General features: G+C 71.3%; 14 protein-coding genes. 6 read left to right on the forward strand and 8 right to left on the reverse strand.

Annotated features, from left to right (window positions below; all coding sequences use genetic code 11):
- Positions 1-212: 212 nt before the first annotated feature.
- On the forward strand, positions 213-1301 hold the full coding sequence (locus tag ACZ6S0_RS38880) for a methyltransferase domain-containing protein (protein WP_465924338.1): 1089 nt from the start codon (positions 213-215) through the stop codon (positions 1299-1301).
- Between the two features lie 42 nt (positions 1302-1343).
- Here the strand turns inward: ACZ6S0_RS38880 and ACZ6S0_RS38885 are convergent, their stop codons facing one another.
- Both ACZ6S0_RS38885 and ACZ6S0_RS38890 read right to left on the reverse strand, forming a co-directional pair.
- Complete coding sequence (locus ACZ6S0_RS38885; RefSeq protein WP_465924339.1) at positions 1344-2183, reverse strand: alpha/beta fold hydrolase; 840 nt, start codon at positions 2181-2183, stop codon at positions 1344-1346.
- Positions 2184-2268: 85 nt separating this feature from the next.
- A complete protein-coding gene (locus tag ACZ6S0_RS38890) occupies positions 2269-3816 on the reverse strand; it encodes a GMC family oxidoreductase (RefSeq protein ID WP_465924340.1) in 1548 nt (515 codons plus the stop codon).
- 211 nt (positions 3817-4027) lie between these two features.
- Here ACZ6S0_RS38890 and ACZ6S0_RS38895 point away from each other — a divergent pair, with 211 nt between their 5' ends.
- The 3 genes from ACZ6S0_RS38895 to ACZ6S0_RS38905 all read left to right on the forward strand — a co-directional run bounded on the left by ACZ6S0_RS38895 (position 4028) and on the right by ACZ6S0_RS38905 (position 6844).
- Positions 4028-5566 (forward strand): long-chain-fatty-acid--CoA ligase, encoded by a 1539-nt coding sequence (locus tag ACZ6S0_RS38895; protein WP_465924341.1) that lies wholly within the window; start codon positions 4028-4030, stop codon positions 5564-5566.
- 92 nt (positions 5567-5658) lie between these two features.
- On the forward strand, positions 5659-6606 hold the full coding sequence (locus tag ACZ6S0_RS38900; protein ID WP_465924342.1) for a phosphotransferase: 948 nt from the start codon (positions 5659-5661) through the stop codon (positions 6604-6606).
- Positions 6607-6685: 79 nt separating this feature from the next.
- Complete coding sequence (locus tag ACZ6S0_RS38905; RefSeq protein ID WP_465924343.1) at positions 6686-6844, forward strand: hypothetical protein; 159 nt, start codon at positions 6686-6688, stop codon at positions 6842-6844.
- A 113-nt stretch (positions 6845-6957) separates the two neighbouring features.
- Here ACZ6S0_RS38905 and ACZ6S0_RS38910 read toward each other — a convergent pair whose 3' ends face one another.
- The 4 genes from ACZ6S0_RS38910 to ACZ6S0_RS38925 all read right to left on the reverse strand — a co-directional run bounded on the left by ACZ6S0_RS38910 (position 6958) and on the right by ACZ6S0_RS38925 (position 12220).
- Positions 6958-8217 carry a class I SAM-dependent methyltransferase gene (locus tag ACZ6S0_RS38910; RefSeq protein ID WP_465924344.1) on the reverse strand — a complete coding sequence of 420 codons (1260 nt, stop codon included), beginning with the start codon at positions 8215-8217 and terminating at the stop codon, positions 6958-6960.
- Between the two features lie 4 nt (positions 8218-8221).
- Entirely contained in the window at positions 8222-9571 is a 1350-nt protein-coding gene (locus tag ACZ6S0_RS38915) for an FAD-binding oxidoreductase (protein WP_465924429.1), read from the reverse strand.
- A 130-nt stretch (positions 9572-9701) separates the two neighbouring features.
- On the reverse strand, positions 9702-10685 hold the full coding sequence (locus ACZ6S0_RS38920; RefSeq protein ID WP_465924345.1) for an NAD(P)-dependent oxidoreductase: 984 nt from the start codon (positions 10683-10685) through the stop codon (positions 9702-9704).
- Complete coding sequence (locus ACZ6S0_RS38925) at positions 10682-12220, reverse strand: serine/threonine-protein kinase (protein WP_465924346.1); 1539 nt, start codon at positions 12218-12220, stop codon at positions 10682-10684. Before ACZ6S0_RS38925 ends, ACZ6S0_RS38920 begins: the two co-directional genes overlap by 4 nt.
- 189 nt (positions 12221-12409) lie before the next feature.
- On the opposite strand from ACZ6S0_RS38925, the gene ACZ6S0_RS38930 reads away from it, so the two are divergent.
- On the forward strand, positions 12410-13540 hold the full coding sequence (locus ACZ6S0_RS38930) for a CaiB/BaiF CoA transferase family protein (protein ID WP_465924347.1): 1131 nt from the start codon (positions 12410-12412) through the stop codon (positions 13538-13540).
- Here the strand turns inward: ACZ6S0_RS38930 and ACZ6S0_RS38935 are convergent.
- Positions 13514-14749 (reverse strand): FAD-dependent monooxygenase, encoded by a 1236-nt coding sequence (locus ACZ6S0_RS38935; RefSeq protein WP_465924348.1) that lies wholly within the window; start codon positions 14747-14749, stop codon positions 13514-13516. The two genes, ACZ6S0_RS38930 and ACZ6S0_RS38935, sit on opposite strands and share 27 nt — an antisense overlap.
- Positions 14750-14828: 79 nt before the next feature.
- Here ACZ6S0_RS38935 and ACZ6S0_RS38940 point away from each other — a divergent pair, with 79 nt between their 5' ends.
- Positions 14829-15350: a TetR/AcrR family transcriptional regulator gene (locus ACZ6S0_RS38940; RefSeq protein ID WP_465924349.1), complete on the forward strand. Its 522-nt coding sequence runs from the start codon at positions 14829-14831 to the stop codon at positions 15348-15350.
- A 142-nt stretch (positions 15351-15492) separates the two neighbouring features.
- Here ACZ6S0_RS38940 and ACZ6S0_RS38945 read toward each other — a convergent pair whose 3' ends face one another.
- A complete protein-coding gene (locus tag ACZ6S0_RS38945; RefSeq protein WP_465924350.1) occupies positions 15493-15945 on the reverse strand; it encodes a GyrI-like domain-containing protein in 453 nt (150 codons plus the stop codon).
- Between the last annotated feature and the right edge of the window lie 4 nt (positions 15946-15949).

Below are 15949 nucleotides of genomic sequence, written 5' to 3' on the forward strand. Positions count from 1 at the left end.
GCGGCCACTTACGTCAATGGGTGGGACGTACACCGTACGTCGGCGGCCGGGAAAACCTGTGGCCCCTGCTGCCGGGAACACCTTAGGGTGTCCCGCATGACCTTCTTCCACCTGCGTTAGCGATCCGCCGGCGGGTCGCGGACGACCCACCGCCGGCGATGCGGGGCGGCTGAGCGAGCGCCGTCCCGGGTCGCGACGTGGGAGAAGGACACGTGCATACGTTTGCCGTGGCCAGGGCTGTGCATGGCATCGAGCCCCTGGTGGCCGCGGAGATTCGACGTTCCAGGCTCGGTGTGGTGCGCGGGGTGCGCCATCGCGAGGTGTGGTTCGAGGCCCCGCCAGGGGCCGACCTGCTCGGCCTGCGTACGGCCGACGACGTGCTGCTGGCCGCCGCCGTGGTGGACGGGATCGGCCACGACCGCTCCGCCCTGCGCAGGCTGGCCGGGGCGGCGCGCGAGCTGGACCCCGGGTGGGTCGCCGGTGGTGCCGGCGGTAGTGGTGGCCGCGGGCTGGAGGTGTCGGCGTCGTTCGTGGGGCGGCGCAACTACACCCGGTTCGAGATCGAGGACGCGGTGGGGGCCGAGCTGGCGCGGCCGTCGCGGGTGCCGTACCACTCCAGGAGGGACGGCGGGCGGCCGCCGCTCGGCGCGATGGCGTGGCGGGTCACGATCGAGGGCGACCAGGCGGTCATCGCGGTACGGGTGGCGGACCGGCCGCTGCACCGGCGGGCGTACAAGGCGGCCTCGATCCGGGGCACGCTGCACCCACCGGTGGCGGCGGCCATGGCACACCTCGCCCAACTCGACAGCGCCCAGCTCGACGGCACCCGACTCGACGGCGACCGCCCCGGCCTCGGGCTCACGGTGCTCGATCCGTGTTGCGGGGCGGGCACCACGCTGGTCGAGTCCCGTGCCGTGGCGGGCTCCGCGCGGGCCCGTTTCCTGGGCTTCGACCTCGACCCCGCCGCCCTCGCCGCCGCCGCCGCGAACGCCGCCCACCCGGATGCCGGGCGGTCGCCGTTCGCGTGGGCGATGGCCGACGGCGGCCGGCTCCCGGTGGACACGGGCAGCGTGGACCGGGTGCTGGTGAACCCCCCGTGGGGACGCCAGGTGCCGCCCGCCGGCCTGCTCGCCCGGGGCCTGGGCCCGCTGTGGCGGGAGGTACGACGGGTGCTGGCCCCCGGCGGGCTGGCCGTGGCGCTGGTCCACGGCGAGATCCCGGACGGGTTCGCCGTGGAGGAGACCGTCGAGGTCAGCCTGTCGGGACAGCACCCCCTCATCGCCGTCCTCCGCCCTCGCTGACCAGAACCCCCGAAGGCAGGGAGCCTCGGGCGGGCGGCGGCGTCAGGCGGCGGGGCCGAGCCAGTCCAGGATGAGCCGGTTGACCTCGGCGGGGCGTTCCAGGTGCAGGAAGTGCCCGGCCCCCGCCACCAGCTCGGCCCGCGAGCCCTCGGGCAACTGACTCCACGCGTCCTTGGCCAGCTCGGCGCCCAGGGCTCCGTCCTGGGCGCCGTGCAGGTACAGGACGGGGCCCGTGACCGCGCGCTCGACGGCCGGGTAGCGGCCGGAGGGCGGGGTGGCGCCGAGCAGGGCCCGGTAGTAGCCGATGGCGGCGGCCAGGTTCGCGGGGGCGCCGATGCTGCGCCGGACGAACTCGAGGTCCTCGCGCGCGTCGTACCCGGGAGACCAGTCGCGCCAGAGGCTGTCGATGAAGCCGGGCGTCGCGGCGGCCGTCTCGGCCAGCGGCGTCTGGAAGAGGAAGATGTAGAAGGAGCGCTTGAGCTGCTCGTAGTCGAAGAAGCCGCGCCCGAGCGAGCCGGGCGGCGGCAGCGCCATCGTCACGGCGCGGCGGAAGCGGCCGGCGGTGACGTAGACGGGAAAGGCTCCCCAGTCGTGGCCGATGACGACGGCGTCGTCGCCGCCTCCGAGTTCCTCGTGCAGCGCCCGCACGTCGGCGACGAGCGCCGCGTCCTCGTACGCGCCGTCGGCCGGGACCTCCGTGGGGGCGTAGCCGCGCATGAACGGCGCGACCGCCCGGTAACCGCGCTCGGCCAGCGCGGGCATCAGGTAGCGCCAGGTGTGCGCGGTGTCGGGGAACCCGTGCAGGCACAGTGCCAGCGGGCCCTCTCCCAACGTCAGATACGCGAACTCCACCCCGTTGGCGTGGACAGTCCTGATCTCCATGACTGCGAAACCTAGCACGCCCCCCTCTCCCCGAACCGGCGTCCCATCCCGGGCGGGGCGGGCCTCATCCAAGTGACCAGTTACCTCAGCCCTGGTTCGCCCTGATCAGATCGGCCCCCTTCTCACCGATCATGATGGCGGGGGCGTGGGTGTGGCCGCGGTTGAGCGTCGGCATGACGGACACGTCCACGACCCTGAGCCCCTCGATCCCCCGCACGCGCAGCTCCGGGTCCACGACCGAGGCGTCGTCCGCGCCCATGCGGCAGGTGCCGACCGGGTGGTAGAGGGTCTCGCCGCGCTCACGTACCCACTGGGCCAGCTCCTCATCGCTCTCCGGCCCCCGGTACGGCGCCATCGGCCCGCCCGCGTACGGCCGCATCGCCGCGGCGGCGAACACCCGCTTGGCCGCCTTCAGCCCCGCCACCAGGCGCCTGACATCGGCGTCGGCGGTCAGGTAGCCGGGGTCGATCACCACGTCGCGGCCGTTCAGCCCGACCCGGCCGCGGCTCTCCGGCTGCAGCAGCACGACCCCGACCGTGAGCCCGTGCCCGGTCGGCGGGGTGAGCCCGTGGTCGACGAACGGACCGGGCGCGAAGATCAGCTCGATGTCGGGCGCGGACTCCTCGTCGGACGTCCTGATGAACGCGACGGCCTCGCCCACATTGGTGGTGAGCATGCCCGAGCGCAGGACGATGTAGCGCAGCAGGTTGCCGACGGACTCGGCCTTGGTCAGCGTCACCGGCTGCCTGCACTCGACGTACACGCCGGTCGACAGGTGGTCCTGCAGGTTCTTGCCGACCTCGGGCAGCTCGCGCACGACCGGCACCCCGGCGTCGCGCAGCTCGTCGGCCGCGCCCACGCCGGAGCGCATGAGCAGATACGGAGAGCCGATCGCGCCCGCCGCCAGCACGACCTCCCGCCGGGCCCTGATCTGGGCGCCGCCGCTGTGCTCGATGCCGGTCGCGCGCCTGCCGTCGAACGTCACCCTGTTCACCGTGGCGCCCGTGACCACGTGCAGGTTCGGCCGGGAGAGCGCCGGGCGCAGGTAGGCGTCGGCCGAACTCCATCGCCTGCCCCGGTGCTGCGTGACCGGGGTGGGCGAATAGCCCTCGTTGGAGCGGCCGTTCAGCTCGGGCAGCCGGGGGAACCCCAGCTCCGCGCACGCCTGGAGGAACGCCGTGGTGGTCACGTTGGGGCTGCGCAGCTCGGAGACGTAGAGGGGGCCGGAGGTGCCGTAGACCTCGCCCCTGTTGCTGCCCACGCGGCGCTCGGCCCTGGTGAAGTACGGCAGGACGTCGTCGTACGCCCAGCCGGGCACGCCCCACTGGTCGTAGTCCTGCTGGCAGCCGCGCACCCACATCTGGGCGTTGAGCGAGGACGAGCCGCCCAGCACACGACCCCTGGGCCAGTACAGCTCACGGCCGGACATCTCACTCTGTTTGGCCGTGGTGTAGTTCCAGTCGTAGTCCGTCTTGAAGAGTCTGGCGAAGCCCGCGGGCATGCGGATCTCGAGCTTGTCGTCCTTGCCGCCCGCCTCGACCAGCGCCACCGAGACGCCGGGGTCCTCCGACAGCCTCCCGGCCAGCACACACCCGGCCGAGCCCGCTCCGACGATCACGTAGTCGTACTCCATGGCGCGCTCCAAGGGGTCAGTAACTTCCTACTTGCTTACTCGACGGGAACGGGCCCGTCCATATGCGCTCGCGGCTTGAGTTCCCCCTCACAGGACGCGAATTTGTCGCCTTCCCGATGGCCGGCGTTCAACGGGCAATTACGGGGCTACCGGTCGGTATGGTCGTCCTGCGAAGATGGCGCCGAAGCCGTTGCACAGGGAGGAAGGCGTCATGCTCAATCTGTCGATCGTCCTGGAAGACAGCGCCAGGAGCACCCCCGACGGCACCGCCATCGTCTTCGGTGACATGCGGCTGCCGTACTCCATGATCGACACAGTAGCCAACCAGGTCGCGAACCTGCTGGTGGCGCGCGGAATCGGCAAGGGCGACAAGGTGGCGCTGGCGTGCCCCAACCTGCCCTACTTCCCGTTCGTCTACTTCGGCATCCTCAAGGCGGGCGCCACGGTGGTGCCGCTCAACGTGCTGCTGCAGCCGCGCGAGATCACGTACCACCTCGACGACAGCGACGCCAAGGCGCTGTTCTGCTTCGAGGGCACGCCCGAGCTGCCGCTGGGCGAGCGCGGCAGGGCGGGCTTCGAGGCGGCCGAGGGTTGCGAGCACTTCTTCGTGCTGCCCGCGACCGCGCTGGCGACCGAGTCCGCGTACGGGGAGTCGATCTGGGCGGCGCTCGGCGGCATGGCCGCGGAGTTCGAGACCGTGCAGACGGCTCCCGACGACACCGCCGTGATCCTCTACACCTCCGGCACCACCGGCCAGCCCAAGGGCGCCGAGCTGAGCCACCAGAACATGCTGCTCAACGCCATGGTCAACGACAAGATGTTCCCCCGGGGGGAGGAGGGCGGCGACACCTACCTGGCGGTGCTGCCGCTGTTCCACTCCTTCGGCCAGACCACCTGCATGAACACGGGCTTCCTGCGCGGCGCCACCGTCGTGCTGATGCCGCGCTTCGACCCGGGCGAGGCGCTCGCGGTCATGGCGAAGGAGAAGGTGACGTTCTTCGCCGGCGTGCCCACGATGTACTGGGGCCTGCTCACGAAGATCCACACCGAGGGCGTGGAGGTGCCGCGCTCGCTGCGCGTGGCGGTGGCGGGCGGCGCGTCCTCGCCGGTGGAGGTGCTCAAGGACTTCGAGCGGACCTTCGGGATCGGCATCCTGGAGGGGTACGGACTGTCGGAGACCTCGCCGGTGGCCAGCTTCAACCAGACCGGCCGGCCGACCAAGCCCGGCACGATCGGCACCCCGATCTGGGGCGTGGAGATGAAGCTGGTCGACAGCGACTGGAAGACCATCGAGGGCGAGGGGCCCGGCGAGATCGCCGTCCGCGGCCACAACGTCATGAAGGGCTACTACGGCCGCGCCGAGGCGACGGCCGAGGTGATGAAGGACGGCTGGTTCCGTACGGGGGACATCGCCACCCGTGACGGCGACGGCTACTACTCCATCATCGACCGGGTCAAGGACATGATCATTCGCGGCGGGTTCAACGTCTACCCGCGCGAGGTCGAAGAGGTCCTCATGACGCACGAGGCCGTGTCGCTGGCCGCCGTCGTCGGGGTCGCGCACGAGTCGCACGGCGAGGAGGTCAAGGCGTACGTCATCCGCACCCCCGGGGCCACGCTCACCGAGGACGAGCTGATCGCCTGGGCCAAGGAGAACATGGCGGCCTACAAGTACCCCCGGTTCGTCGAGTTCCGCGACAGCCTGCCGATGACGGCCACGGGCAAGATCCTCAAGCGCGAGCTGCGCTGACCGCCCCTCGGAGGCGCGGCACCCCCGCGCCTCCGCCCTCGGCCTGATTAACCAGGTGAAATGTCCCGGCGGTGGCCGGTAGCTTGCCCGTCATGCGAGATCGACCGGAAGACTTCGACGAAGGGCTGCTGCGTCCCGCGCTGAGGGAGTGGGGCATCGAGGCGGGCACGCTCGACTACGCGCCCGTGGGGTTCGGCGACTTCCACTGGGTGGCGGGCGACCGGGCCGGGCGGCGCTGGTTCGTCACGGTCGCCGATGTGCGCCGGCAGACGTTCGACGGGCTCCGGCTGGCCATGGAGACGGCGGCGGTGCTGCGTGAGGAGGCGGGGCTGGCCTTCGTCGTCGCCCCGGCGCGCGCCGCCGACGGAGCCACACTGCGCCGCCTCGACCGCCACCGGTACGCCATGAGCGTGTTCCCGTACATGGGCGGCACGGCCGGGCACTTCGGCGACGAGCTGCCCGAGGCCGAGCGCGGCCTCGTCATCGACCTGCTGGCCGAGCTGCACGCCACCCCGCCGCCGTCCACCACCCCCGCGCGACCGGTGGACCTGACCGGGCGGGCCTGGCTGGAGCGGACGCTGGGCGACGACGCCTCCCTGCCGTGGCTCGGCGGACCGTACTCGGAGCCCGCACGCGAGCTGGTCGCCACCCACGCGCGGACGTTGCGGCGCAGGCTGGCGGAGTTCGACCGGCTGGCGGGCAGGCCGGGCGAGCCGGTCGTGACGCACGGCGAGCCGCACCCCGGCAACCTGCTGCGCGCCGACGGCGACCGGCTGCTGCTGGTCGACTGGGACACGGTCGGGATGGCGGTCCCCGAGCGGGACCTGTGGCTGGTGGCCCGGTCGGACGACGACCTGGCCCGGTACGCCGACGCGACGGGCCACTCCCCCGACCGGGACGCGCTGGCCCTCTACCGACTGCGGTGGGCGCTGAACGACGTGGCGGAGTTCGTGGCGTGGTTCCGCTCGCCGCACGCCCGTACGGCGGATGCCGAGCAGGCGTGGGACGGGCTCACCGCGACCCTGGACGGGCTCACCTGAGACCGGCTCCCCCTTGCCTGGATGCGGACAGTAGCCATACGGTCACTTTAAGAAAGCCCGGAGAGTCGAAGGAGAGCACGTGGGCAGGCACGCGAAGCCCCACAATCCCAAGGAGCAGCCGCCGGAGTCACCAGAGGAGTCCGGCACCGAGGAGCAACACCCGAGCAAGGGGCGGCATGCCAAGGGCAAGCAGTGCCGCCCGGCGGGGACGTCAGGGGAGCCCGTCTCCGCCGGGTAGCGAGGGTGCGCCCTCGCCGGAGCGCACACGCCAGAGCCGGGGCCGGGGGTGTGCGCCCCGGCCGCGCTCTCGGATCAGGCCCAGCCGGGTCAGGGCCGGTCGAGGCTCTCGGGTCAGGGCCAGTCGAGTGAGGGGCGCAGCGGCACGCTGGAGCGGCCGTTCTGGTCGAGCTTGACCCCGAGCACCTGGTGGAGCTGCACCTTGTTGCGTTCGAAGCCCACGATGCAGCCCGCCATGTACAGGGCCCACACCCGGGCCGTGCCCATGCCGACCTCCTGCACCGCGTCGTCCCAGTTGGCGTCCAGGTTGTCGCACCAGTGGCGCAGGGTCTTGGCGTAGTGCTCGCGCAGGTTCTCCTCGTGGCGGATCTCGAAGCCGAGGTCCTCCATCTGGCGGATCAGCCAGCCCACCGACTCGAGCTCCCCGTCGGGGAAGACGTAGCGGTTGATGAAGCCGCCCTTGTTGAACGTCTTCTCCTTGCCGGTCGGCCGGGTGATGCAGTGGTTGAGTATGCGGCCGCCCGGCTTGAGCTTGCCGTACAGGAACTCGAAGTAGCCCGGCACGTTCTGCTTGCCGATGTGCTCGGTCAGGCCGATGGAGCTGACGGCGTCGAAGCCGCTCTCCTTGACGTCGCGGTAGTCCATGAAGCGGACCTCGGCCAGGTCCTGCAGGCCGGCGTCGACGATGGCCTTCTGGGCCCACTCGGCCTGCTGGCGGCTCAGCGTGACGCCGAGCGCCTTGACGCCGTAGTGCTTGGCGGCGTGCATGACCATGCCGCCCCAGCCGCAGCCGACGTCGAGCAGCCGCATGCCCGGCTCCAGGCCGAGCTTGCGGGCCACCAGGTCGAACTTGGCGTACTGGGCCTCCTCCAGCGTCGAGCCCTCGGCCGGGTAGCAGGCACACGTGTAGGCCATGGAGGGGCCCAGGACCCACTCGTAGAACCGGTTGGAGACGTCGTAGTGGTGGTGGATGGCCTCGGCGTCGCGCTGCTTGGCGTGCCGGGAGCCCAGCCGGGCCAGGGCGCTCTGCCGCATCTCCTGCGGGGGCGGCGGCACGCGCATGAGCAGCGGCTTGACACCCAGCGAGCGCACGGCCGCGACCTTCTCCGACGTGCTCAGGTCGTTGGTGGTGATGTTCCACATCCGGTCGAGCAGCGTGTACATGTCACCGTGGACGTCGAGGTGCCCCGAGATGTACGCCCGCGCCAGCCCCAGCTCCCCCGGGGCGTGCGCCAGGTAGGCCACCGCGATCGGGGACTTTACCTCGATCGCCAGGTCGGCGCCGTCGGGCCCGGCCTTGCTGCCGTCATACGCCATGAACGCGATGTTCGCGTCCGAGCCGACGATCTTTTCAAAGATGGTTGCCAGAGCCATCTGCTCACCTTCCCCGTACACACTTTTCGTACAGATCCAGCAGGCGACCGTTCGAGTCGTATTCCCGCTTGACCGGCCAATAGGTGTCGCCGTTGTACAGCTCCCAGAACTGCTGACGGGCGTAGAACGAGGTCGAGTAGAGCGACTTGTGGCCGTCGAGCTCGTGCACGGAACGCTCGATGAGCCGGTTGTAGTAGCCGTCGAACTGCCCCCGTGGCAGCGGCACCATGCCCCAGAATCCGAAGTTGACGTAAAGCTTGCCCGGCTCGAGCGGGTAGAGCGGCCAGCGGGATCCGGCTCGCAGCGGGCACATCCACACAGGAGTCATGCCCACCTGGTCGTGGAAGAACTCCAGGAACTCCGCCCCGCGCTCGATCGGCACCTCGACGTCCTGGATGACCGACTCGCTCACGGGCTTGCCGCGCCACCGGTCGACGCGGGCGGTCAGGCCGTGCTTGCGGTCGAGCGCGACCATGCGGCGGTAGACGTCGGAGCGCATCCAGCGGCGCGGCATGAGCGAGCGCACCACCGGCTGCTGCACGCCGAACGCCCGCGAGCACCAGAACCAGTCGGTGTCCCAGCGCCACAGGTAGTCGCGGATGGACAGCCAGTCTCGGCTGCGCTGCGTGATCGACTGGTAGTAGATCCGCATGCCGGTGTAGTCGGAGACGTAGGGAGCGCGGTCGGCGAAGCGGCCGACCGTGAGGTACATCTCGCCGGGGCCGAAGAAGACGCCGTCGATGAAGTCGACGCTCTCGCCGTCGTGCACCATGCTGTCGCAGATCTCCTGCATGGCCAGCATGCACTTGCCCGCGTCGGTGAACTTGACGTGGGTGAGGTGCACGTACGGCTGGACCTGGCGCAGCTTGATCTTGATGCGCAGCGCGTAGCCCAGCGTCCCGTAGGAGTTGGGGAAGGCGCGGAACAGGTCGCGGTGCTCGTTGTCGTCGCGGGCCACGACGATGCGCCCGTCACCGGTGAGGATCTCGAGCTCTTCGACCGACTCGTGCGGCAGCCCGTCCCTGAAGCTGGTGGACTCGATGCCGAGCCCGGTCACCGCGCCGCCCAGCGTGATCGTCTTGAGCTGCGGCACCACGTACGGCATGAGCCCGTACGGCAGCGTGGCGTCGACCAGGTGCTCGTAGGTGGTCATGCCCTGGACCTGGGCCGTCATGGTCTCGGGGTCGACGCTGATGACCTCGTCGAGATCCCTGGCCGAGAGCTTCGCCGTGGTCGCGCCGTCGCGGAACCTGAACAGGTTGGACGTGGACTTGGCCAGACGGGGCGCGGCGTCATCCGGGATCTCTGCGTACGACTGCCGGATCTGCTCTACTGCCCGTTGGTGTGTCGACATCGTCGTCGTCACGGAAGCACCCCCTTGAGCTGGTAGAGATCGTCCGTAAGACGGTATCTCCCATGACCGACTCGAACCAGACCGGGGTCGTTAAAGACACGAAAACTGTTTATCGTGCCAGGTGGATGCCCTATATGGCAGGCGATTGCGTAAATTTCCTGTTGATCATTGATGGGACGCCGTTTACCACTCCGTCCACCTCCCTGCCTTCGACCGCGGCGGCCAGGTTGTCCAGGGTGGCGGTGAGCAGGCGGCCGGTGGCCTCCGCGGTGACGCCCGCGACGTGCGGGGAGAGCAGCACGTTCGGCAGGTCGCGCAGCGGGTCGCCGGCGGGCAGCGGCTCGACGTCGAACACGTCGAGCGCGGCCCCGCCCAGCCTGCCCTCGCGCAGCGCCTCGACGAGCGCCGGTTGGTCCACCACGCCGCCCCTGGCCGCGTTGACGAGCAGGGCCCCGCGCTTCATGCGCGCCGGGTCGACCAGGCCGCGGGTCTCCTCCGACAGCGCGATCACCACCACCACGACGTCGCAGGCGGACACGAGCGTGTCCAGCTCCGCGAAGCCGGGGTCCTCGCGCGGCGTGCGGGTCCAGTAGGAGACCTGGCAGCCGAGGGCGCGGAACATCCGCGCGGCGCCCGCCCCGATCGGCCCGTAGCCGACGACGCCGACGTGCCGCCCGCGCAGCTCGTACGGCTGCAGCGCCTGCTGTGGCCACTCACCGGCGCGTACGGCGGCGTCGGCCGCGCCCAGCCGCCTGGCCAGCGACAGCGTGGCGGCCAGGCACCACTCGGCGACCGCCACGGCGCTGATGCCCGGCGTGTTGGCCAGCGGCACCCCGGCCGCCGCCAGGGCGTCGAGGTCGTGCCCGTCCACGCCCACGGACGGCTGCTGGACGAACGCCAGCAGGGGCGCCGCCCGGACCGCCTCGGCGTCCATGGCGAGCGCGCCCGTCCAGTCGCCGACCACGATCTCCGCCTCCGGCAGCGCCGCCAGGAGGGCGTCACGGTCGCGGGCCGCGGGCACGCGCACGGCGACCCGGTCGCCGAGCGGGGCCAGCAGGCCGCGCAGGACCTCTTCGGGGAGCGGCGGGAGGGCGAGCAGGTTCCAGGGGGTCATGCCCCCACAGTAAAGCTGGCGATCACCTGTCGCATCAGTGCCCGGTTGCGCTGCCACTGGTTCTCTGCGACCGTCCAGGACAGCATGTACGCGGTGTCGCCGATGGCCACGGCCCGGCGTACCTCGTGGTAGCGGGTGCCCGGCTTGGGCCAGCGGGCGTCCCCGGCGGGTCCGGCCGTCCAGGAGAACTCCCACTCCACGGCCTTGACGCCCTGGTGCTTGACCGTCCGCTGGTCGTGTTCGACCACGTCCTGGGCGTTCTGCCGGAACGTCTCCTGCGTGTCGCGCATGATCTGGTTCGGGTCGAGGGTGACGTAGACGGACTCGACGCCGAGGTGGGCCCTGCGGTCACGGCGCGTCCACTCGGCGAAAGCCTCCGCGCGCGAGCCCCGCCAGGCCGTCGGCCGCAGGATCGACCAGCCTTCCGGCGACTTCCAGACCCGGACGACGGGGACGGCCGCGCTCGGCGTCGGCGACGGGGTGGGCGTCGCGCTGGGCTGCGCCGTGGGCGTCTCGGCCGGGGTGAGCGGGCTGGTCGCGGCGGCCGGCTGGGCCGGGTGCCGCGGCGCGCCCTCGGCCGGCGAGGCCGACCTGAAGTACACCACCGTGCCGCCCGTGACGACCAGCACCACCGTAGCCGCCGCGGCGAGCAGGGCCCGGCCGGGACCCCGGCCCTTCCTGCGCTTCGGCGCGTCCATGTCGGCGGCGGCGGGCCGGGCGGCGATGATCTCCGCGAGCAGCCGGTCGGCCTCCTCGGCGCTCACCCGGTCCGCGGGCTCCTTGCGGAGCAGGCCCTTGAGCACCGGGTGCATGATCGGCGGGATCCTGCGGTAGTCGGGCTCCTCGGTGAGCAGCGCGTTGAGCGTGGCCATGGGGTCGCCCCGGTCGAACGGCGAGCGGCCGACCATGCACGCGAACAGCGTGGCGCCCAGCGACCACAGGTCGGAGGCGGGCCCGGCGTGCTCGGCGCGTACCCGTTCCGGGGCCAGGAAGCTCGGCGAGCCCGTGACCATGCCGGTCCTGGTGAGCGAGGCGTCGCCCTCGACCGTGGCGATGCCGAAGTCCATGAGCACGGCGCGGCCGTCGTCGGCGAGCAGGATGTTGCTCGGCTTGACGTCGCGGTGCAGGATGCCGGCCTCGTGGGCGGTACGCAGCGCCGACAGCACCTGCCTGCCCACGTCGGCAGCCTCGCGTACCGGCAGCGCGCCCGTGCCGAGCACCACCTGCTCGAGCGAGGGGTGGCTCACCAGCTCCATCACGATCCACGGCCGGCCACCCTCCTCGACCACGTCGTAGACGGCGACGACGGAGGGATGGTTCAGTTTGGCCGCGGTGCGCGCCTCGCGGGCGGTCCGCAGGAGCTGGCGTTCCTGGTCGCCCGGCGACAGCCCCTCAGGCAGCAGCACCTCCTTGATGGCCACCTGCCGGTTCAGCAGTGTGTCGCGGCCTTCCCAGACCACGCCCATCCCCCCGCGACCCAGTTCGCGCAGCAACTGGTAGCGCGCTGCGATGAGCCGGTTGCTCTCCGAAACCATGTCCTACCTCTGTAGCGGCGCACGCGCCTGCTGCGGACGGCCGCCGGACGCGACCATCTGTAGACCACCCGAACAGTGGGCAAGTTTCCCATACCTCCCAGCGCTTCGCGGGAAGGTCGGCAAGGCCGGGTTGCACCAGATCACCGAATGTTGTTCTACTGGGGCGGGGTCCACAGCAAGGAGAGGCCGATGCCTGAGGTTCGCCGGGGTCCGCTTTCAGGGGTGCGCGTGCTGGAGCTCGCGGGGCTCGCACCCGGCCCGTTCGCGGGGATGATGCTGGCCGACCACGGCGCGGAGGTGCTGCGGGTCGACCGGGTCAAGGCGGTCTCCGACCGGCCCCGTACGGACGTGATGGACCGCGGCAAGCACACGATCGGGCTGGACCTGAAGGCGCCCGAGGGCGTGGCGGCCTTCAAGAAACTGGTGCGCCGCGCCGACGTGGTGATCGAGGTGTTCCGGCCGGGCGTCGCGGAACGGCTCGGCATCGGGCCCGCCGACCTGCACGCCGTCAACGAACGGCTGATCTACGGCCGGATGACCGGCTGGGGTCAGGACGGCCCCCTCGCCCCGACGGCCGGGCACGACATCGACTACCTCGCGATCTCCGGCGTGCTGTCGATGCTGGGACGCGAGGGAGAGCGGCCCACGCCTCCCGTCAACATCCTGGGCGACTTCGCCGGGGGCGGGCTCATGCTGGCCTACGGGGTGCTGCTGGCCCTGTTCGAACGGGAGCGCACGGGCGCGGGACGGGTGATCGACGCGGCCATGGTGGACGGCGCGGCGATCCTGTTCTCGATGTTCTACCAGGCCGTCCAGGGCGGTCACTGGGGGCCGCGGGGCACGAACCTGCTCGACACCGGCGCCCCCCAGTACGACACGTACGAGACGGCCGACGGCCGGCACGTGGCCGTGGGCTCGCTGGAGCCGCAGTTCTGGGAGACGATGGTGCGGCTCATGGGCCTGCACGAGCTGCCCGACCTGCCCGACAGGAACGACCGGGCGCGGTGGCCCGCGCTGAAGGCCCGCCTGGCCGAGGAGTTCGCCAAGCGCACGCGGGCCGAATGGGAGGCGATCTTCGACGGCTCCGACGCGTGCGTCGCGCCCGTGCTGTCCATGACCGAGGCCGCCGCCCACCCGCACAACGTCGCACGCGACTCGTTCGTCCAGGTCGGCGGCGTCACCCACCCCGTGCCCGCGCCCCGCCTGCTCGGCGTGCCCGCCCAGGACCTCTCCCCCGCGACTCACCTGACCGACCTGTCCGGCTGGGGGCTGTCGCAGGAGGAGGCCGACAAGCTACGTGGCCAGGGGGTGCTCGCGTGAGCGCCCGGCCAGGGCCGGGTAGTCCTTCGGCTCGATCGAGTCGTGCAGCCGCATGCCCTTGCTGCCGATCTTGGACGCGGCCCTGGTCAGGGCGACCGGCAGGCGGTTGACCAGCCGCACTCCCTGGGCCATGGCCCACAGGTCGAACCGGCTGCCCGGCACCACCCGCCGCGCCGCGTTGACGGCGAACGTGCGGCTGCGGCGTACGTAGTCGCCGATCTCGGCCTCGTAGGCGGGGAAGGCCCGCGTGTGGTCACCGCCGTGCGCGGCCAGCTCCCCCGCCAGGATGTACGCCCCCACGACCGCCAGGCTCGTGCTGCCCCCGACCGCCGGGCCGGGGCAGTGGCCCGCGTCCCCCACGAGCGTCACCCTGCCGCGTGACCACGTGTCGAGGTGGAGCTGGGTGATCGAGTCGAAGTAGAACGCGGTCGCGCGCTCCAGCTCGGCCAGCAGCGTGGGCACCGCGCGGCCCATGCCGTCGAAGTGGGCGCGCAGCAGGTCCTTCTGCCGGGGGACGTCCCGGTGGTGATAGTCGAGCGGGGCCGGCGTCCTGAACAGGAACACCGCCCGCGCGTCGTCGAGGTGCGCGGCCCCGTACATGCCGGCCATCCTGCCGACGCCCGTGACGACCTCCATCCGGCCGTCCAGCCCCAGGTGGTTGGGCACCGACGCGACGGCCAGGTAACCGCCGATCCACGTGGTGAGGCCCTGCTCGGGGCCGAAGACCAGGCGGCGCACGTTGGAGTGCAGGCCGTCGGCCCCGATCACCAGGTCGAAGCGGGCCGGCTCGCCGCGCTCGAACGTGACCTCGCCGTCCTCGGAGATCGAGGTGATGGAGTCGCCGAAGACGTATTCGGCGTCGTGGCGGGTGGCGTCGTAGAAGATCTCGCTGAGGTCGTCGCGCATGATCTCGACGTGCCGGTCGGAGACCGCCCCCAGGATGCGCCGCAGCTCCACCTCGATCGGGCGCGTGCCGCCCTCCAGGTGCAGGGTGAGCCGTTCGGTGCCGGTCTTCCTGTGCAGGACCTGCTCCAGCACGCCCATCCGTTCCACGATGTCCATCGCGGGCCGGAACAGGTCGACCGCGTGGCCGCCCGTCTTGCGCAGCGCCGGGGCCCGCTCGACGAGCGTGACGGTGAAGCCGTAGCGGGTGAGCCAGTAGGCGAGCACCGGCCCCGCGATGCTGGCCCCCGAGATGAGAACCTTCATGCCGCTCCTTACCTATCGTTAAGTAAGCACGCTAGCAGACGGTCTTACTTAACGATAGGTAAGGAGTATTCTTGGGCGCATGCCCAGCGACACGAAGACCCGCATCCAGGAGGTGGCCCGCGAGCTGTTCGCGCAGCAGGGCGTCCAGAACACCAGCCTGCGGCAGATCTCCGAGCGGCTGGGCATCACCAAGCCCGCGCTCTACTACCACTTCGCCTCGCGCGACGACCTCGTACGCAGCATCGTCCGGCCGATGGTGGACGACCTGGAGCGGTTCGTCGCCGAACGCGAGCCTGGCGGCGACCCCCGCAGGCTGCTCGACGACTACTTCGAGCTGCTATGGCGGCACCGGCAGGTGATCGTCATGATCGTGCGCGAGCTGGCCACCCTGAGCCAGTTGGACCTGGGCGTACGCATGTTCGAGTGGCGGCGCAAGCTGATCGCCATGCTGCTGGGGCCCGAGGTCACGCAGGCGCAGCACATCCGGGCGACGGTGGCGCTGGGCGGCATGTCGGACTGCGCGGTGGAATACGCGCATCTGCCGCTGGAAGAGGTCCGGCCGACCGCCGTCGAAGCGGCCGCGGACGCACTGGGCCTCTGAAGCCGGACGCACTGGGCCTCTGAAGCCGGGCGTACGCGGCCGCGAACGCACTGGGCCTCTGAGGCCGGACGCGCGCGGCCGCGGACGCACCGGGACCCTGAAGCCGGGCGCGCGCCGCGCCCGGCTCGGGACTACCTCGGGACTACACGGCCACGTAAAGGTCGATCCCGTCGGGGTGGTGCACCTCGAGGTCCGTGGTGAACGCCCGCGACGGCGTACCCCCCGACTCCGTGTGCTTCCACACCTGCTGCCACGACTCGACGAGCGCCTGCGGCATCGGGCCGCGAGCCTCCAGCAGCAGCGCCTGACCGGCCGGCACGCGTACGGCCACCATGCCCTCGGGCAGACGCGGCACTGTACGCACCCCGGTGCCGACGATCTGCGTGTAGGCCCCGTGATGGTCGCTCTCGTAGTCGGTCAGCACGGCGTAGAGATTCTCGTCCACGCGGCCGGGCACATGCGCGAAGGCCCCCGGCGCTCCCGCGCGCTGCCAGAGCGCGGGCAATCTGGCCCGCGCGGGATCCATTTCATCGGCGTTGCTGGTTCGTACGGCATAGCCGACCACGACCAGTTCGGCCCGTTCGGTGATGTTCACCGGA

The organism is Nonomuraea sp. NPDC051298 (genome assembly GCF_055586305.1).